Origin of the sequence: Bacillus sp. FSL W7-1582 (genome assembly GCF_038593325.1) — a bacterium.
Classification (GTDB): Bacteria; Bacillota; Bacilli; order Bacillales; family Bacillaceae; genus Bacillus; species Bacillus altitudinis.
Genome location: NZ_CP151987.1, coordinates 1,073,147 through 1,097,446 on the forward strand (window position 1 = coordinate 1,073,147; position 24,300 = coordinate 1,097,446).

The window sequence follows — 24,300 nt, forward strand, 5'->3', positions numbered from 1 at the left end:
TTTCAGAGAAATTATACCATCATAACCATTTATATCAAGATAAAATAACGTTCATTTTTTGTTTTACTGCATTCATTTCATTCGGCCGTCCCGTATCAAACAAGGGAGCTACAACGCATAGAGCAAAAGAACCAGGAGAATTGTTTTGTAATTTTTTTCAATATTTTTCATACTCAAACGTTACATCGCCCTTATGGCTGTAGATGTTTGTAAAAAATACACGAAATTACTCGTTAAAAAGAGAATATAGCATTCATATGCTTTTAGAATCATCTTTTTGAATACAATTGACTTTCGTATCTTACATCCTCTAGGCTAGTAAATGAAAATGATAATCTTTATCAATTGGAGGAGTGTTTTATTATGTCCATCAAAACCGTTTCTAAAAATCAGCAATTTTTAGAGCAACAAAGTCAAAGAGAATCTAATGCAAGGTCTTACCCGAGACGGTTCCCATTAGCCATGCAAAAAGCCGAAGGTATGATCGTGACAGATGCAGATGGTAGAGAATTTTATGACTGCCTAGCAGGTGCAGGAACACTTGCCCTTGGTCACAATCACCCGGTTGTTATAGATGCTATTGAACGTATGCTTCATGAAAAAAGACCGTTGCATACGCTGGACATCACTTCAGAGATTAAAGAAGAATTTGTGAATGAGATTTTTTCTCACTTGCCAGAGGAGTTTGCAAAAAGAGCGAAAATTCAATTTTGCGGACCAACTGGTGGTGATGCTATAGAAGCAGCAATTAAATTAGTCAAGACAGCGACGGGAAATCGTTCCATTCTATCATTCCACGGAGCATATCATGGTGCTACGCATGGCACGATGTCATTAAGCGGCAACTTATCGCCAAAGGAAAAAGTACAAGGATTAATGCCAGATGTTCACTTCCTGCCTTATCCATATGAATACCGCTGCCCATTTGGAATCGGCGGTAAAGACTCACATCGCATTTCCAGTTCTTATATTGAGCGTGTATTAAATGATCCTGAGAGTGGAATTCTCCCGCCAGCAGGCATGATCTTTGAAGCGGTGCAAGGGGAGGGCGGCTCCATCCCGGCATCAATTGAATGGATACAAGAAATGAGACGAATCACAAAAGAAAAAGGAATTCCACTGATTATTGACGAGGTTCAATCAGGCATCGGCCGAACTGGTAAGATGTTTGCCTTTGAACATGCTGGTATTGTGCCAGATGTCATTGTGTTATCAAAAGCAATTGGGGGAAGCCTTCCGCTATCAGTTGTGATTTATGACAAAGACTTAGATCAATGGAATCCAGGTGCACACATTGGCACGTTTAGAGGAAATCAAATGGCGATGGCAGCTGGAACTGCTACGCTTAAATTTATAAAAGAAACCAATCTGCTTGATCATGTAGAAGCGCTTGGTCAGCGTATGCAGGCCAATCTAAAAGACATTCAAAAACAAGTGCCTGCTCTCGGTGATGTGCGAGGAAGAGGATTAATGATTGGTGTTGAAGTTGTGAATCCAGATGAGAAACAGGATGTGGACGGCAGTTATCCAGCAAATCCAGAGCTAGCCAGTCTCATTCAAAAGAATTGTTTTGATAAAGGCTTAATTGTGGAGACAGGAGGCCGTTTTGGAAGTGTGATTCGATTCTTACCGCCTTTGATCATGACAGAAGAACAGCTTGAAAAAGTCATCACGATTTTTAAAGAGGCAGTTTACGATGCAGTCAACTAAACCATCTGTCGATTCATTATTTATTCAACAAAGCCAGCTTGGGAGGGAGTCCTTCCAAGCGGCTCTCTACACATCCATCGACAGCTTACTGGCAGAGTGGCAAACAAGCAGAGGACCGTATAGCGGAATATTGCCTGGGAAATTAGCGACTCATGTCGAATCGTTATTCCAGATTCAACCGGCTGGTGAATCCATTGAGTCTGTTTTTCAAGATATAAAAAATCACCTTTTACCGCATTTGGTTGATGTGTCACATCCTAAATGCCTGGCACATTTGCATTGCCCACCTCTTATCCCTGCTCTGGCAGCAGAGGTGATCGTAAGTTCCTTTAACCAATCAATGGATTCCTTTGATCAAAGCGGCATTGCATCTTTGGTTGAGGAGGAAATCCTCAAGTGGTTATGTGAAAAGTTTTCTTATGGAGAACGAGCAGATGGGACCTTTACGAGCGGTGGAACCCAATCTAACTACATGGGACTGCTTTTAGCAAGAGATGCATTTTGCGAAAACACTTGGCAATGGAATGTACAGCAGAAAGGGTTGCCGAGCGAGGCAAACCGTATGCGGATTCTTTGCTCCAAGAATGCCCACTTCACTGTGAAAAAATCAGCATCTCAGCTAGGTTTAGGTGAACAGGCTGTTGTGTTAGTTGAGACAGACGAACATCATCGAATGGACCTGCATGATTTGCAGAAGAAGCTTATGGAGCTTAAGGAGCAGGATTTGCTTCCATTTGCAGTCGTGGCGACTTGCGGGACAACTGATTTTGGCAGTATTGATCCTGTACGTGACATATATGACATGGTGAAGCCTTTCGGTTTGTGGATTCATGCAGATGCTGCCTATGGAGGAGCGCTTGTATTAAGCAAAACCTTCCGAGGAAAATTAGATGGCATCGAGCTTGCTGATTCGATCACGATCGACTTTCACAAGCAATTTTATCAGCCGATCTCCTGCGGGGCATTTCTACTAAAGGATAAAAGACATTTTGGTTTGATTGATTACCATGCAGATTATCTCAATCCAAAGGAAGATGAACTGGAAGGCATTCTGCATCTCGTGAATAAATCTGTTCAGACGACGCGCCGGTTTGATGCGCTAAAACTCCTTCTCTCTCTGCGTATGATTGGAGAAGAAGGATTTGCAAGTATCATTGACCATACCATCCATTTTGCGAAAGATGTGGCTACGTTGATTGAGAAAAATGAGCATCTTGAGGTGATCAATCCTGATCCAGAAATCAATGCAGTCGTGTTCCGTTTTATAGATGATCATCAAGCAGATGACATCAATAAAATCATTCATCGCACACTTTTCCAAACAGGAACGGCTGTCGTAGCAAAAACAGTAGCCGATGGTCAAACATGCTTAAAATTCACTTTGTTAAATCCGAGAACGACTATTACACATATTGAGGAAATCCTTTCTGACATTGTTGATATCGGGATCGCTCATATTCAATCCGGGAGGGTACTACGTTGAGTCAATATAAACAAATGGCTGAAAATGCAACGATGCAAAGCTTTTTAAACTGTTTTTTACGTGAAACAGGAATTGATCGATCTGCAAAGAAAGAGACAAAAGCAGACGGCTCACTTGTATTTGTAGCAGCATTAGCAAAACAAGATCTTGAGCTTGTCATTCCGATTCGATATTTTTCGCCTGTAGGCCGTCATCTCTTTGATTTTCCCGTTCGCTTTCGCCCGCAAGGCAGTGAGCAACAGGGAACGATCGTCGATTACACCACACTTGTTGCTTTATGTTCAAAGGAACTTCTCATTGAATACGGCCGCACAGATGCAGAGGATGAGTTCATGCTTCGCATCATTTTAAGCTGCCGGAATATTGAACGATTCATCAGAGAGAGAGAAAGTGATCGAGCAGCTCTTTCTTCAGCTGATTTTGAATATATCGAAGCGGAGCAGTCACTCCTTCTTGGGCATTTAACGCATCCTACACCAAAAAGCAGACAAGGAATGACAGAAGAGGAGGAAGCTATTTATTCTCCTGAGCTGAAAGGCTCTTTCCAGCTTCATTACTTTAAAGCACATCCGTCAATTGTGCTTCAGGATTCTTCAATTTCACAGTCTGCGGCAAGCCTCATGTTTGAGGAGCTCATGCGCCAGATGCCAGAAGAAAAAGAGAGACTGACGACGTTAACAGAAGGCGGTGAATATGTCCTGATTCCGATTCATCCGCTGCAAGTCCAAGTGGTGATGGAGAAAGCGTTCGTCAAGCGTTATATAGAGGACGGAAAGCTGGCGTATTTAGGGCCGCTAGGGTCTGAATACACAGCGACATCTTCCTTTAGAACGGTCTATCAAAAAGACTCTGCGTACATGCTTAAATTCTCTGTCCCTGTAAAGATCACAAACTCTTTACGCGTTAACAAACAAAAGGAACTTGATCGTGGAGTTGAGATGTCTCGTATCTTAAAAACAGAATTAGGCGTTTCTTTATATGACAAATTTTCTGGATTCCGTGTGATTGAAGATCCTGCGTATCTATCTATTCAAGGGGATGAGGCGGAATCTGGCTTTGAAGTCGTCATTCGTCAAAATCCATTTTTGCATCATGAAAAAGGGGCAAGCTTAATTGCAGGGCTATGTCAGGATCATGCATACGGAGAAAAATCACGCCTTTCAGGCATTATTCATGAATTAGCAGACGCTGAAGGCAGATCAACAGAAGATGTCAGCCGTGATTGGTTCACACAATATTTATCGATTTCGTTAGAGCCGATGCTTTGGTTGTTTGAAACGTATGGTCTTGCCCTTGAAGCCCATCAGCAAAATGCTGTCGTACAGCTAAAGAATGGATATCCGCACACATTCTATTATCGTGACAATCAAGGCTACTATTATAGCGAATCGAAAAAGGATCAGCTTGCGAAGCTTGTTCAAAACTTAAGCGTCAGAAGTGAGACCATTTGTGCAGACGATGTAGCGGTTGAGAGACTGCGTTACTATTTCTTCTTTAATCATTTGTTTGGTCTTGTGAATGGTTTTGGTACAGAGGGGCTTGCAAAAGAAGAAGATTTATTAGCCCTGATTAGAGACACACTGCTTGCGCATGAAGAGACATATGGTGCATCTGAGCTGACGAACAGTCTTCTTCGGTCACAGGAGCTGCCTTCAAAAGCGAACTTACTCACGCGGTTTGAAGATATGGATGAGCTGACGGGTTCTTTAGAAACGCAATCCAGGTACACGTCTGTGTTGAATCCGCTCTTTTTACATAAGGAGGCGCTGATTGGATGAGGCATCGAATTGGGTTCATTCGCGCTGAATATGAACGGGACGTCCAGCTTGTCCACAAGTGGATGCAAGAAGAGTATGTCCACCCATTTTGGCATTTGAATATTCCATTTCCTGCTTTTGAAAAGCACTTTTATCAGGCCATTCATGATCCGCATCAAACCCTTTATTTAGGAACCATTGATGGCACGCCGATGAGCTATTTTGAAGCATACAATGTGAAAGGGGATATCATTGAATCGTACTATGAGCCTTCTCCGCATGATCAAGGCATTCACCTGTTAATTGGAGAGCCAGATTATGTAGGGAAAGGATTTGCGACTCCGCTGCTTCAAGCCATGACAGCATTTCAGTTTGAGCAGAACAAACGAACAGAAAAAATCGTGGCTGAGCCAGATATTCGGAACGAAAAAATGATTCATGTCTTTGAAAAGTGTGGATTCGAACGTGTGAAACCAGTCACTTTACCAGATAAAACAGGTCTTTTGATGTTTTGTCATCGAGATCCATTTGAAAGGAAGTATAACCATGACGCGGTTCAACAAGCAAAATAATGTAGTGGATGTCATTGGGATTGGCATTGGACCATTTAACCTAGGGCTTGCTGCATTATCTGAAGAAGTAGACGAAATTGACGCTTTGTTTTTTGAAAGAAGTGAAGCGTTCCACTGGCATCCAGGTATGCTCATTGAAGGGACAACACTTCAAGTCCCCTTTTTAGCAGATCTTGTCAGTATGGCAGATGTGAAAAGCAAATATAGCTTTCTCAACTATTTGCAGGAACAAAACCGTTTGTATTCATTTTACTTTCTAGAAGACTTCCATATCCCGCGCAAGGAATATAGCCATTATTGCCGCTGGGTCGCGGATCAATTAGATTCTTGTCGATTTGGCATGAATGTCGAATCTGTCTCCATCGTTGAAAAAGATGGAGAAAAACGATATGAAGTGCATGTCCGTCATGTGAAAGATCAAACGGTAGAGGTGTTTGAAAGTAAGCATCTTGTTTTAGGTATCGGTACACAGCCTGCGGTACCAGCATCTCTTCAGCCAGCTTTAGGGGATCGGGTGTTTCATTCTGCTGATTACTTGAAACGAAAGAAAGAAGGCTGTTTTAAAGGAAAATCCGTGACGGTCATCGGTTCTGGTCAAAGTGCGGCAGAAGTATTCTATGACATTTTATCAGACGATGAGGCGAAGGATATTCATTGGTTTACACGCTCTAAAGGGTTTTTCCCAATGGAATATTCAAATTTGGGTCTTGAGTATTTCTCTCCAGACTATATTGATTTCTTTTATGAGCTTCCGCAACCTAAAAAAGATGCGCTATTAAAGCAGCAAGATTTGCTGTATAAAGGCATCAGCTCAGCGATGATCCGAGATATTTATCACTTGCTTTATGAACGTTCTGCTTGCGGAGAGCAGCTGAACACCGTGCTGCAGGCGATGACGGAAGTCAATTTGATTGAGGAAACGAGGGACGGCTTATCGCTTTCATGCAATCAATGGGTCAAAGAGGAATCCTTTACGCATGAGACAGACATTGTCGTCTTGGCAACGGGCTATCAATCTGTATTACCGCCATTTATTGATCCGATTTCCCATCATATTCAGTGGGATCATCAAGGACGCTTCCAGGTTGAACGTGAATATCGATTGAAAACAAACACATTAGGTGAAAATGATATTTTTGTACAAAATGCAGAGCTTCATACACATGGAGTAGGCGCACCAGATTTAGGGCTAGGGGCGTACCGAAACAGTGTCATTATCAATGAACTGGCTCGTCGACCTGTGTATCCACTTTATCAAAAGCATGTTTTCCAGACATTCGGTACACATAAACACGCAAATACATTTGAAGAAATCAAAGGGTAAGGAGGATGAACCGATGAGTATACAAGATGAAATGAAAAAAGCGGTCAATCCTGCTGCTTGGAAAAAAGCAAACCAGCGAATGGTGGCAAAAATGCTGTCCGAATATATGTATGAGGATATGCTTCATCCCGTTCAGCTAGATCATCAGGATGGCATCGCCCAATATGAATTAATCATTCACGAACAGAAGAAATATCGTTATCTCGCAAAACCTCGTTTGTTTGATAGTTTTGATACGATTGCTGAATCGATCGAGTGCTGTCAAGACGGAACATGGACAAAGGATGTTAGTGCCATTGTGTTTTTACTAGACATTCAGCCAATCATCCCAATGTCTTCTGAAACAACTGGCCATCTGATCAAAGAGCTTCACCATACCTTGTTAGCGGATGTTCATTTGCTGTCGAAAAAAGCACTTCGTGCAGATGAGCTGACGGATACAGATTACGCATGGATTGAAGGCGAGATGACTGGTCATCCGTGGATCGTCTATAACAAAGGCCGTATTGGGTTCAGCTACGAAGATTACTTAGCCTATGCACCTGAAAGGCAGGAAAGTGTGCAGCTGTCTTGGATTGCTGTTCACCGAGAACTTGCGACATTCCATGCGGTCGATCATGAGAACTATGAGCACATCATTGCCAAAGAATTAGACGAAGTCACGATTCGTCAATTCCAACGTGTGTTAAAAGATGAAGGGCTGAATGCGGCTGATTATTATATGATGCCTGTTCATAAATGGCAGTGGACGCATATGATCATCCAGCATTTCCCCGAAGATTTGGCCATGCGCCGTATTGTGTATTTAGGAGAAGGGCTGGATCAATATATTCCACAGCAATCGATCAGAACCTTTACAAACATCTCAAATAAAGGCAAGCATCATATTAAACTGCCAATGAGTATTTTAAATACGCTAGTGTACCGGGGACTCCCATCAGAACGTACGGTGATTGCTCCTCGTATTACAGCGCATATTAAAGGAATCGCCGATCAAGACGCCTTTTTATCCGATGTATGCCGCGTGATTTTACCAGGTGAGAATGCGAGTATCAATGTTGATCATCCTTATTACAGCAAGCTACCTGGTGCGCCATATCAATACCTTGAAATGCTTGGGGTCATTTTTAGAGAAAGCATTTATACGTATTTAGATGAAGGGGAGAGCCCTGTTACGCTGGCGGCACTGACGTATGAGGATCATGAAGGCGAGCCTTATCTAAAGCAGCTCATTGAAAAATCGGGTCTGTCAGCAAAAGAATGGATGGCGTCATTCTTCCATGTTGTCATGCCGCCACTTCTGCACTTTATGTATCAATACGGCACGGTGTTTTCGCCGCACGGACAAAATACAATTCTTGTATTAAAAGATCACAAGCCGCATCGTTTGGCGATCAAAGATTTTGTGGATGACGTGAACATTAGTGATCAACCGCTGCCTGAATTGGCTTCATTAGAAGAAGATCTAAAGGAAGTGCTGCGTAGTGAGCCGCCTGAGGGTCTTGTACAATTTATTTTTACGGGTCTGTTTATTTGCAATCTTCGTTACGTGTCAAATGTGTTAGACAATCACAATCTGTTAGATGAAACGACGCTTTGGCGCTTGCTTGCAGAAGAAATTCAGCAGTATCAAAAGCAATTTCCACAGCTAAAAGATCGTTTTGCTTTATTTGATCTATTCCAGCCTCAGCTGACAAAGCTTTGCTTAAACCGTAATCGCATGATTGATTACGGCTATGGAGACGGAGATGACCGGCCGCATGCATCAGAGCATGGCAAGGTCACAAATGCACTCGCTCAAGTTCTCTCATCCGTAGGCGAAAAATAAAATCAAAAAGCTGTAGACAACATCTGTCTACAGCTTTTTGATTTTTTATGAAAATGCTTGTGAGGCCAGGAAATAGAGAAGCGCCGGATCGTTCTGCTTTTCGTTCCCGCGAATCATCATAAAATGTGCGACGTTTGTTTTCGTAAATCCTGCTTCTACAAGTGATGTATGCAGGCGTTCAGCTGTTTCTTCCTGCATATCTAAACGAAAGGCGCCAGAATAAGACGTGAGAAGTGATTGAATGAGTGATAGCGCCGTTTGTTCATCGTTTGCTGCAAGCGGGCCAATCATCAGATTAGCTGGTGTTTCCACACCAAACGCGAAGCCGGTGATTTCGTGGTGTTCATCCTTTGCGATCAGTTTAAATGCTGCTCGCTCCATTCGCTTTATTAAGAAGTTTGATCGATTGGTCCCTGCGCCTTTTTCATCCAGCCTTTCAATAGACGGGAGGTGCGTTTCATCAGCGGGAAAAAGGTGAATCTGATGTGACGGGTGAAGCGCACTAGGATTTGTTTTTTGTGCTTTGTATGTATGAATATAACCGGCTGTCTGAAAGCCGATTTTTTCATAAACTGGCTGTCCTTGTACAGTAGCCGTTAAAACGACAGGGACACTTGGATCACTATGACGAAGCAGTGTGTCAATCATTTGACGGGCAAGACCGAGGCCTCGATGTGTCTCAGATACAATGACCGCTCCAATTGATGCCACACTGTCATACTGAAAAAGTCCAGCGCATGAAATGACTTGTCCGTCAGTTGTTGTAAAACCGGTAAAGTGTCCATTTGTTAAAAGAGATGTGAGCTCTTCCGCATTGTAATCAGGCCAATCGACCTCTTTTGACAATGCGACAAGGTCTGGTATGTCATCAAGGGTTAAAGATCGTTGAATAACGTTTGGCAATACACGCAACTCCTTCTTAGCTGATTTCTCTCTATGTATCGTACCATAAGAACGCATAAGAAAAAGGAAAAGGGGATACCTTTTCCTTTTGTATAGTTTAATAATTGAGGTCACGGTTGTATTCATATTCAAAGGTGAGCTGTAAGTTCTTAATTGAGACAACGCCTACTTTGATTAACCGTCCACCGATCAATTGAGGAACCTCGGTTGCATTAAAAGAAACAAAAAAGCGGTCTTTTGCCGGCACTTGACTTGTTTTATAAGAAGAGATGTCAACTTTTTGACCGTTCCAAGGTACGTTCACTGTTCCGCCTTTTAAGGAAGAGACGGTGAATACATAATTATATGCATTTGTACTACCTTTTTCAGCTTCTAATGACAGGCCAGTGACAACGGCATCCTGCGGCAAGCTGCTTAAATCAAAAGAAGAATTGGGAGATCCGGCTTCATTGAAACTATTCAATGTGGCAGGTGATCCATATCGTTTCGTTGTGCCTTTTTCAATACTTTTATCAAAGACAATACGATACATGTTGTCCTCTTCATTTAATAATTGCTTTGGTTTGACGGCTAAATAGTAGTCAGTACTGGCGGCAATTTTCGGCATATGGATGATTTCATTTTGGTTGTTTGTTCGCACAGAGGAAGACACGAGTGACCCGCTCTGATTGTAAAGATAAAGATCGAAATCATTTCCAGCTTTCACATTGACGAGTTTGATAGAAAAGCGGCCATCTGCTCCATCAAATTTAGAGCTGGTGAACCGGTAAAAATCAATGTCATTCATAGAAGAGATACTGCCTTCGTGATATAAATAGGTCTTGTTTAGATGAAGAGAGTGCTGTAAGAATTGAGCTTTGTCCATCGTATCATTGTTTGCATAATCACTGTCTGGATACAGATGCTCCAATTCTTCTGTATAATATTTGGTTTGTTTAGTAGACGTTTCACTTGCTTGAGCAGGTGATTGGAAAAGAGGGCTAGCGATAAAGAGGCCTGTAAGCAATAAAACCCCGATCTTCTTTTTGAACATGACAAACATCTCCTTTTAAGTAAATGACTTTCATTTATAATATCGGTAAATAAACTTAATTTTTCATATTTATTCCATTTTTATTTATAAAAAGAACCTCCAATTCAGGAGGTTTTTTTAGTGAACGTTAAAATATCGAGCTTCAGGATGAGAAACGACAATGGCTGAAACGGATGCTTCAGGCTCCATCATAAACCCTTCTGTGAGATGAATCCCGATTTTTTCTGGCTGCAGCAGGTGGAATAGTTTTTCTTGGTCTTCTAGATTAGGGCACGCTGGATAACCAAAGGAATAGCGCTGACCTTGATATTTGGCTTGGAATCGTTTCTCCATCGTGAAATCGACTGGGTCTGGGAATCCCCATTTATCACGAATTACTTGGTGCGTTCGTTCAGCCAATCCTTCTGCAAGCTCAAGTGCTAAAGCTTGGACAGCATGCATTTTCAAATAGTCACCCTCTTGTTTAAATTGCTGCGCAACTTCTCGTATGCGGGCACCAGCCGTCACTGCAAATAAGGCGATATAATCTTTCTCGTTCTCTCCGGTTTTCCGCACATAATCAGAAATAGACCGGTACGGAAGTTTTTCCTGTCTTGGAAATTGGAATGTCTCAATGACGCGGTCAGGCGCTTCTGGATCATAGATATGCAGGTCATTCCCATTTGAATTGGCAGGGAAGAATTGATAGACGAATGCAGGTGCAAACCAGTTTTTCTCTCTGCCTTCTTGAAGAAGATCTGTGATCAGCTGTTTTAACTCCAATGCTTTTGGATGCTGTTCAGCCAAGAGCTTTTTGACCTTTCCTTTTAAACCGAGGTGATGGCCGATCAGCATTTGCTCATTGACATAGGGCATTATGTGGTGCAAATCAATATCCCGTACATAATGGCGTTTCGTATTTTCTGGCGTGAATATCGCTGCCTCCGGAAGTGTCGCGCGTTTTTCTAGTAATTCAATCACAGCTTTTGGCTGCGTTGTTTCTTTTTCCTTATGGAGCGTTTCTTGATCCTCTAAGGGTTTTGTTTGAAATTGAAGAGGGTTCGTTCTTAATTCATTCGCTAAAGACAGACCGTCCATTGCATCTTTGGCGTAAAGGACGGGGCCATCATATTGAGGCGAAATTTTCATCTTCGTAAACTTCCGTGAAAGCGCCGCGCCGCCCACCAAAATGGGAACAGAGATGTTTGCTTTTTGTAAATCTTGAGCGGTCAAGACCATTTGCTGTGCTGATTTGACAAGTAAACCTGATAGTCCAATCATATCTGGCTTTTCTTTTTGCACCGCTTCAATCAATGTTTGTGGGGTTACTTTGATTCCGAGATCGACGACTTGAAAGCCATTATTGCTCAAAATGATGTCGACCAGGTTTTTCCCTATATCATGGACATCTCCTTTGACGGTGGCGAGGAGAATCTTCCCTTTGCCGCTTGCGTCCTTTTTCTCCATAAATTGCTCAAGGTATGAAACAGATGCTTTCATGACCTCAGCGGATTGAAGCACTTCAGCTACAATCAATTCGTTTTGATTAAAAAGGCGCCCAACCTCTGACATTCCCTGCATTAATGGTCCATTGATGATATGAAGAGGTGATTCAAATTTCTCCAAAGCAAGGGCAAGGTCATCAATCAGGCCTTCTTTCGTCCCTTCGACGACATAGAGTGCCAGTCTTTCATCAAGCGATAAGGAGATCTTTGGTTTTTTCTCTGTTTTCTTTTTCCCGCGATAAAATTGTGTGAACTCAGCAAGGGTTTGATCATTTGTTTCATAAAGTAAAGTTTCAGCCAGCTTGATTTCTTCCTTTGGAATTGAAGCGAAGCGTTCAAGCTTTTCAGTATTCACGATCGCATAATCAAGCCCTGCTTTGACGCAGTGATACAAATAAACGGCATTCAATATTTCTCTACCAACTGGCGGGAGTCCGAAAGACACGTTACTAATGCCTAAAATGGTGAGACATTCAGGCAGTACTGCTTTGATTCGCTCAATGCCTTTAATCGTCTCTTCAGCAGCACCAATATACTGTTCGTCTCCAGTACCTACTGGAAAGACAAGCGGGTCAAAAATGATATCACTCGCAGGGATTCCATATTTTTTCGTGAGCAGGTCATGGGATCTTACGGCAATTTCAAGTTTTCGATCTGCTGTGACGGCCATCCCTGTTTCATCGATTGTTCCAACAACAAGTGCGCCGCCATATAGCTTGACAAGCGGAAGAATCTCTTCAAAGCGCTCTTCTCCATCCTCTAAATTAATAGAATTAATAATGGCTTTTCCTTGAGAATACATGAGTGCTTTTTCGATGACATGTTTATCGGTTGAATCAATGACAAAAGGAGCTTTCACTTTTTTCATGGCTTCTTTTAAAAAGCCTTCCATGTCTGCTATCTCATCACGATCAGGGTCTGCTAAACACACATCAATGACGTGAGCGCCATTTTTCACTTGAGCACGGGCAATTTCTGCTGCCTCTTCAAACTTTTGTTCTGCGATGAGCCGTTTGAATTTGCGTGAACCAATGACATTTGTGCGCTCACCAACAAAGAGGGGGCGCATCGCTTCTTCATAAATGAGGGGCTCGATTCCTGATACGGTATGCGGTGATGACTCATGCGACATGCTGCGGGGCTGAAGCGGACGTACTTCATCTGATAATGCCTTAATATGTGCAGGCGTTGTACCGCAGCAGCCGCCAACGATATTTAACCAGCCTTCTTTTGCAAAAGCGGCGATTTTTTTAGCAAGCGAAGCAGGGGATTCGTGATATTGTCCTTCTTCATCAGGGAGACCAGCGTTTGGATAGCAGCTGACAGCCGACTTTGAGATGGAGGAAAGTGTACGGATATGGTCTGTCATAAATTCTGGACCAGTTGCACAGTTTAGTCCGACGCTGATTGGTTTCATATGCTCAAGTGAGATATAAAAGGCTTCAATATCTTGACCGGCAAGGGTGGTGCCCATTGGTTCGATCGTCCCTGACACCATCAGTGGTAGCTCAATACCGGTTGCGTGAAAGGCTTCTTGAATGCCTTTAAATCCAGCTTTGACATTCAGCATGTCTTGACTCGTTTCTAAAAGAAGAGCATCACATTTCCCATCAATCAGGGCGCGGGCTTGTTCTTCATAATTTGCAACGAGCTCTTCAAACGTTGTGCCGCCTGTCACGGATAATGTTTTTGTAGTGGGCCCCATTGCGCCTACTACAAAGCGGGGCCAGTCTGGCGTCGACAAACGGTCTGCTTCACGCTTTGCCAGCTGAGCTGCTTTTACGTTCAATTCATAGGCGAGATGGCCAAGTCCATATTCATCGAGAACGAGCTTCGTCGCACCGAATGTATTTGTTTCAATGAGGTCAGCACTTGCCTCTAGGTATTGCCGGTGAATCGTGGAGATAATGTGAGGGGCTGTGACGTTTAAATATTCGTTACAGCCCTCATACTCTTCTCCGCCGAAATCCTCTGCTGTGAGATCGGCGTTTTGAATCATTGTGCCCATTGCACCGTCAAGGACGAGGATGCGTTTTTTGAGCTGTTCAGTGATAGTTGGCATGGATGTTTGGCTCCTTTTCTTTCTGATGGATGTAAGTTGTCAGTTCTGCTGTTAAATCTGATCGAAGGAAAGGGGTAATTAAATAGATACCATTAAACAATTCGCAAGCTGTATCTAATAAAGAGCGGGCAATCGCTAACCCTTCTGTCCGCTGCTTTTCTTTATTTTCGCCTGCCTTGGCCATAATCTCACGAATCGAGTCAGACAATTTAATGCCGGGAATTTCATGATGAATAAACTCTGCGTTTCGGCTGCTTGTTAGCGGCATAATACCGATGTAAATCGGTTTATCCAAATGTCGGCTTTCTTCATGAATCTTCACAAGCTGTTCCTCAGAGTATACAGGTTGTGAAATAAAATAATCGGCACCGTATTCGATTTTCTTCTCGAGGCGTTTGACCGCTTTATCAATATGACGGACATTTGGATTAAACGCGCCAGCCACTGAAAAATTGGTCTTTTTCCCGAGCGGCTTCCCAGAGAAAGATAGTCCCTCGTTAAATTGTTTGATCAGACGGATCAAATCAAAGGAGGTTAAATCATACACAGATGTCGCACCTGGGAAGTCTCCAATTTTAGACGGATCGCCTGTGATGGCTAAAATATCGGTTAGTCCAAGCGTGTCCAGCCCCATTAAGTGGGATTGGAGTCCAATCAAATTGCGATCACGACATGTGATATGGACAAGTGAACGCATATCAAGCTGCTGTTTTAATAAAGCGCCGCATGCCACATTGCTAATACGCGGGGTAGCTAGAGAGTTATCGGCCAGCGTGAGGGCATCAATGCCAGCACTTTTTAATTCGTTCGCTGCGACAAGGAATTTTTCAAAGTTCAGCTTCTTCGGCGGGTCCAGCTCGACGATAATCGAACGTTTTTTCACAGCCAGCTCGTCAAGACCTGGTTCTGTCCGTTGATCTTGGATGGAAATGATTTCTTCTTTTAATACTTTCACTTCTTTTTCGGTGATAGGTGCTAAATCTTTGACCGCCTCTGCCATGGCGCTTATATGCTGAGGGGTTGTTCCGCAGCAGCCTCCAATGATTCGTGCGCCCTGATTTCTAAACTCAAGTGCACTTTTTCGGAAATAATCATTATCTGTATCATAGACGAGTCTGCCTTCTTCAAGGGAGGGGAGACTGCTGTTTGGATAGACAGATAAATGAGAATTTTCCAAAAGTGGAACACCTTCAAGTGCCTGAATCATATGATAAGGGCCCAGCCGGCAGTTAATGCCGACGACATCAGCGCCAAGTGAGGATAATTCAGATAAACCGTCTTTTAGCGGTGTCCCGTCCTGCAATACACCTTGCTCATGCATGGAGACGTTCATGACAATCGGAAGCGCTGTTTCTTTGCGAGCAATCTCAAGAACGGCTTTTGCTTCTTCAATATCGTAATATGTTTCAAGCAGTAATCCATCAGGCTCTTCATTTAAAAGGATATAGAGCTGTTCTCTAAAGCTCCGTTTAATCTCGTCTAAAGAGTAGGCATTTTTGTTAAATGTTCGAATGCCACCGATCGTTCCAAGGACATAAGCTGAGCCAGCGGCTGCTTTGGCAATTTGTACAGCTTTTGTGTTAATGCGTTTTGTTTCTTCTTCTAAACCGTAGCGGGATAGTTTAATATAATTCGCACCGTATGTGTTCGTTTGAATAATGTCCGCTCCAGCTTGCACATATGCCTCGTGCACTCTTTTGACTTCATCTTCTTTTGATAAATTTAATTCTTCAAAGCAACGGTCAATGCCATAAGAGTATAAAAGTGTTCCCATTGCTCCATCAGCAATCAGTACGCGATTTTGTAAGTCTTGTAATAGGCCCATTGGTTTCCTCCTTATTTCTATGTAACAAAAAAAGCCTTCTGATAAGAAGAAGACTTTTTGGCTGTATGGAAATTCTTCTTCTTATCTTCCAAGCAGTTGCTTGCTGGATTTAGCACCTTGGTCATAGAAAATAGATTTCTACTACACCGGTTGCTGAGGCTTCACAGGGCCAGTCCCTCTGCCTCTCTTGATAAGAAAGCGATATGAACATGTCAATGAATTGAACTTCCATCAACTGTATCGAAAAAATCGGAAATAATCAATGGAAAATTTTAAATTTATCGAAAATTTATAAATTGGACGTCAATCGGTAAATCTGCCTTGCGCATAAGCGCAATCACTTCTTGTAAATCATCTTTATTTTTTCCTGTCACACGCACTTGGTCATCTTGAAATTGCGACTTTACTTTTATACCAGATTGTTTGATCAAGGCATTGATCTTTTTGGCATTGTCCTTATCAATCCCGCTAATCAGCTTTGCACGCTGGCGAACGGTTCCACCTAGGGCATGTTCTGTTTTTCCGTAGTCAATGTTTTTAGTCGGTACGTTTCGTTTAATCAGTTTTGTCACAAGGACATCCTTTAGCTGCTCCAGCTTGAAGTCATCATCAGAAATGAGAACGAGTTCTTCTTTTTCTAGTGAAATATCACTTTTACTTCCTTTAAAATCATAACGGTTTTTAATTTCTTTCAGTGCTGCTTGAATGGCGTTTTGCACCTCTGGCAGCTCCACCTTCGATACAATATCAAATGAACTTTCTTTTGCCATCACATATGACCTCCAACTATAGATATTGCGTCTATTTTATCATGCCCATAGGGGAAGAAGAAACTTTATCGAAGAGAGTTCAGATGTATGCGGTATAATTCAAGTACAGTTTGTCCACTTTAGCTAACAGAACTAGAGATGTTCATGATGACAGAAGTATAGTAGAATAAAGTGAATCAAAAGATGAACGAACGCTCTTTTAAGGGCAGATAGGAAGGAAGAGAACATGAGACCAGGTGAGCAACTGACCTTGCAAATAGATAACGAGATGGAATACGGCTACTTTTTAACAGATGGCGAAGATTCTGTTCTCCTACATCGCAGTGAGATGACAGAGGATATTGGAGATCGTGATGAAGTAGAGGTCTACTTATATGTAGATCATGAAGAAAGACTGGCAGCGACGATGAAAATTCCTAAAATCAATGCACATACATACGACTGGGTAGAAGTTGTAGACGTTGTAGAAGATATGGGTGCTTTTGTCGATATAGGTTTGTCAAAGGATGCACTTGTTGCAACTGAACACCTCCCGCCTTTTGAGGAAGCGTGGCCGAAAAAAGGCGACAAACTATACTGTATGCTCAAAGTGACAAGTTACGGGAGAATGTTCGCAAAACCAGCCACTGAAGATGTGATCAGTGAATTATTTACTGAAGCGCCAGAAACGTTAATGAACAAAGAAATTACTGGAACAATCTATCGCTTAATTGCGACAGGTTCTTTTATGCTGACAGATACAGGCGTGCGTGGATTTATCCACCGCACGGAACGAAAGGAAGAGCCTAGATTGGGATCGACCGTGACAGGACGCGTCATTGCAGTGAAAGAGGACGGAACTGTAAACGTTTCTCTGCTTCCGAGAAAGCAGGATGCATTATCTGTCGATGCAGAAGAAATCTTAACTTACATGAGAACGAGAAACGGTGCAATGCCTTACGGGGATAAAAGTGATCCAGAAGATATCCGGGAAAGATTTCAAATGAGCAAAGCAGCCTTCAAACGAGCATTAGGTCATCTGATGAAAAATGATCTTGTTTACCAAAAAGAAGGATGGACATACGAGAAAAAGTGAGCATTTGCTCGCTTTTTTTATTTTTGTCATAAATAATGGTTTTTTTCAGTGAAAAAAGTCATGAAAAAAGCTGAAAATCCTTCACTTTATCATTGAAACAATGACTCTCAAATCCGATAAATAAGGGGTAAGGATGATAAAAGGAGTGTGTTTTTGGATGAAAGTGAAGATTTCATTACTTCTGATGGCAGCTATGATCATGGTACTCGCCTCATGCAGCAATCAGCAGGGAGGACCACCGGTATCAAATACGAAGCATATTGGTGTCATGCTGACGGATGATGGTCTTGGTGATCAATCATTTAACGATTCATCATTTAAGGGATTAGAAAAAGCACGTGATGAGCTTGGCATTGAATTCGATTATAGAGAAATTGCAGAAACCGATACATATGAAAAAGGGCTGACCGAGCTTGTGAAAGATGGAAATGACCTGATCATCGGTGTAGGTTTCAGTATGCAAGAAGACTTAGAAAAGGTAGCGAAAAAATATCCGAAAAAGCAATTTTTACTCATTGATGCTGTGTCTGAATTGAAAAATGTCACATCAGTGACTTTTAAAGAAGAGCAGGGCAGCTATTTAGCGGGAGCACTTGCTGCCATGACAACAAAAAGTGATGTCATTGGTTTTGTGGGCGGAGTCGATGCAGAGGTGATCCATCGATTTGAACAAGGCTATCAAAAAGGCGCAAAATTAGTGAATCCGAAAATCAAGGTCGTATCCACGTATGCTGGCACATTTAGTGATGCAGGCAAAGGCAGTAAAATAGCGAAAGACATGATCAAAAAGAAAGCAGATGTTTTATATGCCGCAGCCGGTTATACGGGTGTTGGTGTATTAAAAGAAGCGCAAACGCAAGGCAAATATGCAATCGGCGTGGACAGCGATCAGTATTATACAGCTGAAAAAGCCGTTATTTCGTCTATGGTCAAAAAAGTAGATGAAGTCGTCTATCAATTCAGCGAACAGCTCGTCAAAAGCAGCAAAATCAAAAGTGGACATATCGTTTATGACTTAAGTAATGACGGAATCGATATGGCAAGAATCCGGGTGCTCAAAGATGCTGAGAAATTGACCAAAAAATTAAATGGACTGAAGCAAACACTTCTGAAAGAAGAGGGGGCAGCATCATGAGCTTACGCATCAAAATTTTGCTCAACTCACTCATTTCACTTCTTTTAGCGGTTGGCGTAATTGCCTTTATTATTGTGAGCATGACAAAGATTCAGTCATCAAGCGAAACAGAAGTTCAAACCTTACTGAATGTACAAAAAACGAAGGCCAGCTTTGAAAGTGTCGAACAAGCCATGACCAATTATTCCATGACCCTTTCAGATGAACAGCTAGAGGTCGTTCAAAACGATATATCGACAGCGAAAAAACAGCTGCAAACGTTAAACAAAAACGCAGGAAATATGAACAAAGAAGCCCTAACACGGTTAAATTCAAAGTTTGACACATGGACGCAAGAAGCAAACAATGCCATTGGTGAAAAAAATGCCTCTGATGCCAGACGAGTGGCTGCCAGAATTGACGGTGTTTTAAACGACGTGCATACGATGAATAAAAGAGCACAAGAAGCGTATGAATACCATTTAGAGGAGGCGGCAGATAATGTGCAATGGATCATTACAAGCGCATCTGTCGCAGCCCTCACGCTGATTGTCATCGCCGTCTTTTTAAATATTGGTTTAACGAGATCCATTGTGACACCAATCAAATCCCTTTCTTACCGGGCAAAACAGATTGCCGAAGGAAACCTCGCTGTAGAGCGGATGAACATCAAGCGTAAAGATGAAATCGGCGGATTAAATGAGTCGTTCAATCAAATGACGGATCAGCTGATTAGCTTGATTCAAGAAATCAGCCATGTCTCAAGCCAAGTAGAATCATTTTCGATTCAGTTAGATGATGAAAACAAAAAGCTTATGGAATCAGCCAATCAAGTGTCTGTATCGACAGACGAAATGGCAAATGGTTCACAAGCGATTTCAGAAGACCTTCAGCATGGCGTTAGTTTGATTGAGAAAATGGATTCACATGGCCGTAAGAATTCCGAAAGATCACATACAGTCATTCGTAGTACAGAGGATGCCATTGAAGCGGTAGAAAGCGGAAAGCACACGTTAACAGAAACAAAAGCAGCCATTGAAAAAAATACACGTGCGACGAGACAAATTGAAGAGTCTGCAGGAGAATTCACTCAGTACGCAAGCGGAATCTCCGCAATGGCCAAAACGGTTTCTGATATTGCGGACCAGACAAACCTCCTCTCGCTCAATGCGGCGATTGAAGCGGCAAGAGCAGGAGAAGCTGGCAAAGGGTTTGCCGTCGTAGCGGACGAAATTCGTAAGCTGGCAGATGAATCGTCTCGTGCAACAAGACAAATTTTTGACATGGTGAGTCATATTGAAAAAGGCATTCAATCCATTAGCCAAACTGTACAAGAAGGGGTCAAGCTATCACTTCAGCAGCAAGATGCAATGGACAAAACCTCACACTCCTTTGAAGATATAGAAACAAAAGCACAACATATTAAGCAAGAAATGGCGGTCTTAAATGACCAAATTATTCAATCAACAGAGCTTGGCGGACAAGTGCTGCACTCGATTGAAAATATTAGTGCCGTTGTAGAAGAAACGGCAGCGGGCAGCGAAGAAATTTCTGCCTCGGCAAACGAACAACTGCAATCTTTCCATCAAATGAACAAACAAGTAGAAGAACTGATGAGTATGACGGCAAGGTTAAACGAAACCGTTCACCGATTTAAGTTATCATAAGAAAAGCACCCTTCCCGTGATGTTTCAGGGAAGGGTGCTTTTTATGATGGACTGCCTGTAAAGAAGATGGCAAGTGTGCTAGGGCCTGAGTGGGACCCGACAGCTGCGCCGATGACCTGGATGTCGATTTCTTTTGGATGAAATTCGGCTTCGATTAATTGTCTCATTTCTTCTGCAAGTGCAGGGTCATCTCCATGACTAATGCCAACAGTTTGGCTGGACCAGTCAGATCCGCGTTCTTTCATTAGCTCGATAATGCGTTTCAACAATTTTTTCCGGCCACGAATTTTTTCAAGGGGTATCAGTTTTCCATCCTCAACGTGTAAAATGGGTTTAATACTTAACAACCCGCCAACAAATGCGGACGCTTTACTGATTCTTCCGCCTCTTGCTAAATACGATAAATCGTCTACAGTAAAAATATGTTGTAAAGATTCACAAAAATGCTTTACAGACGTTTCAATTTCTTGTATTGTATTTCCGTCAATGGCAAGTGATTGAGCGTGTTTGACAGCTAATCCATAACCAAGTGAAGCACATTTAGAATCAATGATCCGTAAATCGAAATCAGGGTATTCTTCCTTCACTTCGTTTGCCATCATCACAGCGGTTTGGTATGTACCTGAAAGCTCTGATGAAAAGGCAACATAAATAGCCGATGTATGGGTTTGTGCTGCAGAAACAAAGGCTTCCTTTATCCGGTTCGGTGAAGCTTGTGATGTTTTTGGACTTGCACCTTGTCTCATCGCATCAAATACTTGTTTTGGTTCAATGGTAATCAAATCCTCAAATTCCTGCTCGCCGAGTAACACACGCAGCGGAATGAGTGTCATGTTTTGTTCATCATAATAAGAAAGAGGCAGATCAGCAGCACTGTCTGCTATGATATGAACGGTCATCAAAATCCCTTCTTTCTAAAAAAATCAACCATATTTTACATCTTTTTAGCCTAACTATATCATAGAAAATCATCTTTTCGTGTTCAAATTCTAAATTTTAGGGAAAACCATAGAGAGAATGGTAAGTGGAGGAATGACAACATGTTCATTGGAGAAGCAAAAAAACTCATCGTCGTCGTCATTGGTGCCTTACTCAATGCGATTGGGCTGAATTTATTTTTAATCCCTGCTGACGTATATGCAAGTGGTTTTACGGGGGTAGCCCAGCTGTTATCCAGTTTAATCGATCAATATGCACCGTTTTATTTATCAACAGGGATCCTGTTATTTATTTTAAACATTCCGGTCGGCATTTTAGGCTGGATGAAGGTTGGTCGTTCCTTTACTTTGTATAGCATTATTAGTGTGGCACTGACAACGATTTTCCTCGGCATTTTACCAGAGACAAGTGTTTCTGAAGATATTTTATTAAATGCTGTATTTGGCGGAGTCATTTCTGCACTTGGCATTGGGATTACACTGAAATATGGGGCATCTACAGGCGGCCTTGACATTATTGCGATGATTTTAGCGAAATGGAAAGACAAACCAGTCGGCACGTATTTCTTCATTTTAAACGGAATTATCATTTTTACAGCAGGATTGTTACAAGGTTGGGAGAAAGCTTTATATACCCTTGTCACATTATATGTGACGACTAGGGTAATTGATGCCATCCATACGAGACATGAAAAGCTGACCGCCATGATTGTGACAAAGAAAGCAGATGAAATCAAAGAAGCCATTTATGGAAAAATGGTCAGAGGTATTACGACTGTTCCGGCCAAAGGGGCATTTACCAATGAACAAAAAGAAATGATGGTCATTGTCATTACAAGGTATGAGCTGTATGAACTTGAACAAATTATAAAGGAAGTCGATCCAAAAGCCTTTACAAATATTGTTCAAACAACCAATATTCTTGGATTTTTCAGACGAGATTAAAAGGTGGGTAGAAGATGAAAAAAGGGTTAGTGCTTTTTCTCGTTCTATTGGTTTTAACAGCTTGTGGGCAACAAAAAAAGGATGAACCAGACAAGGAGGTATCCGGTCAAATGGGAGAAAAAACCGTTGTACTCACAGTAGACCCCGTCCAAAAAGGTTCTTCGGTTCAATTTCATATGTCACTAAAAAATGAATCAGATCGAGATATTGAATTCACGTTTAACACAAGCCAAAAATTCGAATTGAGTGTGTACGATGAAGATGGAAATGAAAAATACCGTTACTCGAAAGACCGTATGTTTACACAAGCTATCCAATCCTTTGTGCTGAAAGCAGATGAAACATATGACTTCCAAGATACGTGGTCAAACGGTGTGGAGCCGGGAACGTATGAAGCGGTCGTCACATTTAAAGGAAAAGCAGAAGGGCTAAAGCAAATCACTGAGAAGAAAACGTTCCAAGTGAAATAAGCATAAGAAAAGCTGTCCACAAAGCGGACAGCTTTTTTCGTTAAAGATCATCAAGCAGGTCTTGGAACGTATGCAGCTGGTTTCTTTCTGCATCTGTCGAATTAGCAAATGCAGATGATACGGCGTTTTTAGCTCGCTGAACTGCTTGTTGACGCTCTAAACCAGATGGAAATGAAGAAGTAAGGGCTTCCTCAGTAAATGATTTGGCTTGATCAAAAAGTTCGTTTCTCACAATGAACCTCCAGAAGCATCAGTCTTCATATTTCCCCTGTCCTCCGTAGCTTCTTCAAGTGTGGAACGATACGGAAAACGTGCGTCATGTAGACTGACTGAATCTTTACCTTGTTGTATAAAGCGTTTCGATTTGCTTCTTTTACCCATTCGGAATCCGCCCCTTTACACAAGCTGACAGGACAACCTGTCTAACGGTAGTATGCCCGCTTCGACCTGCTATGTATGAATGGAAAAATTAAAGCGAGAAGTAATTCGTTAGGAATTTTGCAATCCCATCTTGTTCATTCGTATCTGTCACTTCATTAGAGACGCGTTTCACTGCATCAATCCCGTTGCCCATTGCAACCCCGCATCCAGCAAATTCAAGCATCTCTAAATCATTGTCTTCATCTCCGAATGCCACAATCCGCTCCTGAGGCACACCGTAATAATCACTGATCTTTTGCAGTCCAACGGCTTTGTTCATACCTGTTTTAATGATTTCAATGACGTGCCACGGAGCAGCCCAGCGTCTGTGGTCAATCACTTCTGCATGAACATCTGTCAAATAGCTCCGAATCGCTCCGACGTCTTCTTCTTTTGCGTGAATTAAGACGCTTGTGACATTCTCTCCAAGATTGTTCCGAAGGTCTCCAACGGTCACTTTGTTTGCATTCATATTAAATATATCAATGAGCTTTTCATCATGATAATGGAAATACAAATCGTCTAGCACTTCAGCTAACACATTGTGTACTTTATATTCCTCACTAATATCCACAAGCTGTTTCACGACTTGAAGATCAAGTGATGTGTGAAATCTGCCCCATTTTTCATCAAGAGGATGATGGACAAACGCTCCATTAAAGTTCACAATCGGTGAATCGAGCTGCAATTGCTGATAATAAGGAGAGCTGGAACGAAATGGCCGGCCAGTTGAAATACAGACATGATGCCCGCTGTCTTTCACTTTTTGAATGACATCAAGTGTGCGCGCTGAAATCGTTTTATCGTCTTTTAATAACGTGCCATCCAGGTCAAGTGCGATTAGATAAGGTTTAGTCTCCATAAAATCTCCTTTGATCTGTAAGTAATAGGAGGCAGCTGGTGCGGGTGCCTCCACCTAT

Annotated in this window: 20 protein-coding genes and 1 riboswitch; of the genes, 11 read left to right on the plus strand and 9 right to left on the minus strand. The window is 42.1% G+C overall.

Annotated elements, in window-relative coordinates; all coding sequences use genetic code 11:
• Nucleotides 1–363: 363 nt before the first annotated feature.
• The 6 genes from NSQ11_RS05425 to NSQ11_RS05450 are packed head-to-tail and all read left to right on the plus strand — an operon-like array spanning nt 364 to nt 8,674.
• Nucleotides 364–1,710, plus strand: coding sequence for an aspartate aminotransferase family protein (locus NSQ11_RS05425; RefSeq protein ID WP_008348573.1), 1,347 nt, complete (start codon nt 364–366; stop codon nt 1,708–1,710).
• Entirely contained in the window at nt 1,697–3,193 is a 1,497-nt protein-coding gene (locus NSQ11_RS05430) for an aspartate aminotransferase family protein (protein ID WP_008348571.1), read from the plus strand. The genes NSQ11_RS05425 and NSQ11_RS05430 overlap by 14 nt, the downstream gene beginning before the upstream one ends.
• Nucleotides 3,190–4,971 carry an IucA/IucC family protein gene (locus NSQ11_RS05435; protein WP_165378822.1) on the plus strand — a complete coding sequence of 594 codons (1,782 nt, stop codon included), beginning with the start codon at nt 3,190–3,192 and terminating at the stop codon, nt 4,969–4,971. Before NSQ11_RS05430 ends, NSQ11_RS05435 begins: the two co-directional genes overlap by 4 nt.
• Nucleotides 4,968–5,522 carry a GNAT family N-acetyltransferase gene (locus tag NSQ11_RS05440; RefSeq protein ID WP_046343153.1) on the plus strand — a complete coding sequence of 185 codons (555 nt, stop codon included), beginning with the start codon at nt 4,968–4,970 and terminating at the stop codon, nt 5,520–5,522. The genes NSQ11_RS05435 and NSQ11_RS05440 overlap by 4 nt, the downstream gene beginning before the upstream one ends.
• Nucleotides 5,497–6,846, plus strand: a complete 1,350-nt coding sequence (locus tag NSQ11_RS05445; RefSeq protein ID WP_046343155.1) for a lysine N(6)-hydroxylase/L-ornithine N(5)-oxygenase family protein — start codon at nt 5,497–5,499, stop codon at nt 6,844–6,846. The genes NSQ11_RS05440 and NSQ11_RS05445 overlap by 26 nt, the downstream gene beginning before the upstream one ends.
• 13 nt (nt 6,847–6,859) lie before the next feature.
• Nucleotides 6,860–8,674, plus strand: coding sequence for an IucA/IucC family siderophore biosynthesis protein (locus NSQ11_RS05450; RefSeq protein ID WP_046343156.1), 1,815 nt, complete (start codon nt 6,860–6,862; stop codon nt 8,672–8,674).
• 45 nt (nt 8,675–8,719) lie between these two features.
• Here the strand turns inward: NSQ11_RS05450 and NSQ11_RS05455 are convergent, their stop codons facing one another.
• From NSQ11_RS05455 to NSQ11_RS05475, 5 genes are all read right to left on the minus strand, one after another.
• Complete coding sequence (locus NSQ11_RS05455; protein WP_046343157.1) at nt 8,720–9,577, minus strand: GNAT family N-acetyltransferase; 858 nt, start codon at nt 9,575–9,577, stop codon at nt 8,720–8,722.
• 97 nt (nt 9,578–9,674) lie between these two features.
• Nucleotides 9,675–10,610, minus strand: a complete 936-nt coding sequence (locus NSQ11_RS05460) for a hypothetical protein (RefSeq protein ID WP_008348558.1) — start codon at nt 10,608–10,610, stop codon at nt 9,675–9,677.
• 117 nt (nt 10,611–10,727) lie between these two features.
• Nucleotides 10,728–14,156, minus strand: a complete 3,429-nt coding sequence (metH, locus tag NSQ11_RS05465) for a methionine synthase (RefSeq protein WP_046527337.1) — start codon at nt 14,154–14,156, stop codon at nt 10,728–10,730.
• Complete coding sequence (locus NSQ11_RS05470; protein WP_035392459.1) at nt 14,140–15,981, minus strand: bifunctional homocysteine S-methyltransferase/methylenetetrahydrofolate reductase; 1,842 nt, start codon at nt 15,979–15,981, stop codon at nt 14,140–14,142. Before NSQ11_RS05470 ends, metH begins: the two co-directional genes overlap by 17 nt.
• Before the next feature lie 78 nt (nt 15,982–16,059).
• Nucleotides 16,060–16,178, minus strand: a riboswitch (SAM riboswitch).
• Nucleotides 16,179–16,259: 81 nt separating this feature from the next.
• Nucleotides 16,260–16,751, minus strand: coding sequence for a YajQ family cyclic di-GMP-binding protein (locus NSQ11_RS05475; RefSeq protein WP_007499076.1), 492 nt, complete (start codon nt 16,749–16,751; stop codon nt 16,260–16,262).
• A 226-nt stretch (nt 16,752–16,977) separates the two neighbouring features.
• Between NSQ11_RS05475 and NSQ11_RS05480 the strand changes: the two genes are divergently transcribed.
• The 3 genes from NSQ11_RS05480 (at nt 16,978) to NSQ11_RS05490 (ending at nt 20,607) form a co-directional block, all read left to right on the plus strand.
• Nucleotides 16,978–17,826, plus strand: coding sequence for a S1 RNA-binding domain-containing protein (locus tag NSQ11_RS05480; protein ID WP_017360190.1), 849 nt, complete (start codon nt 16,978–16,980; stop codon nt 17,824–17,826).
• Between the two features lie 157 nt (nt 17,827–17,983).
• Nucleotides 17,984–18,961, plus strand: a complete 978-nt coding sequence (locus NSQ11_RS05485) for a BMP family ABC transporter substrate-binding protein (RefSeq protein WP_035392456.1) — start codon at nt 17,984–17,986, stop codon at nt 18,959–18,961.
• Entirely contained in the window at nt 18,958–20,607 is a 1,650-nt protein-coding gene (locus tag NSQ11_RS05490) for a methyl-accepting chemotaxis protein (RefSeq protein WP_060780959.1), read from the plus strand. Before NSQ11_RS05485 ends, NSQ11_RS05490 begins: the two co-directional genes overlap by 4 nt.
• Before the next feature lie 41 nt (nt 20,608–20,648).
• On the opposite strand, the gene NSQ11_RS05495 is transcribed toward NSQ11_RS05490, so the two are convergent.
• Nucleotides 20,649–21,506, minus strand: coding sequence for a DegV family protein (locus NSQ11_RS05495; protein ID WP_008348544.1), 858 nt, complete (start codon nt 21,504–21,506; stop codon nt 20,649–20,651).
• A 141-nt stretch (nt 21,507–21,647) separates the two neighbouring features.
• On the opposite strand from NSQ11_RS05495, the gene NSQ11_RS05500 reads away from it, so the two are divergent.
• Both NSQ11_RS05500 and NSQ11_RS05505 read left to right on the plus strand, forming a co-directional pair.
• Entirely contained in the window at nt 21,648–22,490 is an 843-nt protein-coding gene (locus tag NSQ11_RS05500; protein ID WP_025207135.1) for a YitT family protein, read from the plus strand.
• 14 nt (nt 22,491–22,504) lie between these two features.
• Entirely contained in the window at nt 22,505–22,960 is a 456-nt protein-coding gene (locus NSQ11_RS05505) for a BsuPI-related putative proteinase inhibitor (protein WP_008348542.1), read from the plus strand.
• Nucleotides 22,961–23,000: 40 nt separating this feature from the next.
• Here NSQ11_RS05505 and NSQ11_RS05510 read toward each other — a convergent pair whose 3' ends face one another.
• The 3 genes from NSQ11_RS05510 to NSQ11_RS05520 all read right to left on the minus strand — a co-directional run bounded on the left by NSQ11_RS05510 (nt 23,001) and on the right by NSQ11_RS05520 (nt 24,242).
• Complete coding sequence (locus NSQ11_RS05510; protein WP_008348541.1) at nt 23,001–23,192, minus strand: DUF3813 domain-containing protein; 192 nt, start codon at nt 23,190–23,192, stop codon at nt 23,001–23,003.
• Nucleotides 23,189–23,341, minus strand: a complete 153-nt coding sequence (locus NSQ11_RS05515; RefSeq protein WP_025207136.1) for a hypothetical protein — start codon at nt 23,339–23,341, stop codon at nt 23,189–23,191. Before NSQ11_RS05515 ends, NSQ11_RS05510 begins: the two co-directional genes overlap by 4 nt.
• A gap of 88 nt (nt 23,342–23,429) precedes the next feature.
• Nucleotides 23,430–24,242 carry a Cof-type HAD-IIB family hydrolase gene (locus tag NSQ11_RS05520; protein WP_007499065.1) on the minus strand — a complete coding sequence of 271 codons (813 nt, stop codon included), beginning with the start codon at nt 24,240–24,242 and terminating at the stop codon, nt 23,430–23,432.
• Between the last annotated feature and the right edge of the window lie 58 nt (nt 24,243–24,300).

Bases quoted from the DNA above. Each gene is read 5' to 3' on its own strand.
- NSQ11_RS05500 (WP_025207135.1), top strand. From the start codon at position 21,648: ATGTTCATTGGAGAAGCAAAAAAACTCATCGTCGTCGTCATTGGTGCC.
- NSQ11_RS05440 (WP_046343153.1), top strand. From the start codon at position 4,968: ATGAGGCATCGAATTGGGTTCATTCGCGCTGAATATGAACGGGACGTC.
- metH (WP_046527337.1), bottom strand. From the start codon at position 14,156: ATGCCAACTATCACTGAACAGCTCAAAAAACGCATCCTCGTCCTTGAC.
- NSQ11_RS05475 (WP_007499076.1), bottom strand. From the start codon at position 16,751: ATGGCAAAAGAAAGTTCATTTGATATTGTATCGAAGGTGGAGCTGCCA.
- NSQ11_RS05520 (WP_007499065.1), bottom strand. From the start codon at position 24,242: ATGGAGACTAAACCTTATCTAATCGCACTTGACCTGGATGGCACGTTA.
- NSQ11_RS05480 (WP_017360190.1), top strand. From the start codon at position 16,978: ATGAGACCAGGTGAGCAACTGACCTTGCAAATAGATAACGAGATGGAA.
- NSQ11_RS05445 (WP_046343155.1), top strand. From the start codon at position 5,497: ATGACGCGGTTCAACAAGCAAAATAATGTAGTGGATGTCATTGGGATT.
- NSQ11_RS05495 (WP_008348544.1), bottom strand. From the start codon at position 21,506: ATGACCGTTCATATCATAGCAGACAGTGCTGCTGATCTGCCTCTTTCT.
- NSQ11_RS05460 (WP_008348558.1), bottom strand. From the start codon at position 10,610: ATGTTCAAAAAGAAGATCGGGGTTTTATTGCTTACAGGCCTCTTTATC.
- NSQ11_RS05490 (WP_060780959.1), top strand. From the start codon at position 18,958: ATGAGCTTACGCATCAAAATTTTGCTCAACTCACTCATTTCACTTCTT.
- NSQ11_RS05485 (WP_035392456.1), top strand. From the start codon at position 17,984: ATGAAAGTGAAGATTTCATTACTTCTGATGGCAGCTATGATCATGGTA.
- NSQ11_RS05470 (WP_035392459.1), bottom strand. From the start codon at position 15,981: ATGGGCCTATTACAAGACTTACAAAATCGCGTACTGATTGCTGATGGA.
- NSQ11_RS05425 (WP_008348573.1), top strand. From the start codon at position 364: ATGTCCATCAAAACCGTTTCTAAAAATCAGCAATTTTTAGAGCAACAA.
- NSQ11_RS05515 (WP_025207136.1), bottom strand. From the start codon at position 23,341: ATGGGTAAAAGAAGCAAATCGAAACGCTTTATACAACAAGGTAAAGAT.
- NSQ11_RS05505 (WP_008348542.1), top strand. From the start codon at position 22,505: ATGAAAAAAGGGTTAGTGCTTTTTCTCGTTCTATTGGTTTTAACAGCT.
- NSQ11_RS05450 (WP_046343156.1), top strand. From the start codon at position 6,860: ATGAGTATACAAGATGAAATGAAAAAAGCGGTCAATCCTGCTGCTTGG.
- NSQ11_RS05430 (WP_008348571.1), top strand. From the start codon at position 1,697: ATGCAGTCAACTAAACCATCTGTCGATTCATTATTTATTCAACAAAGC.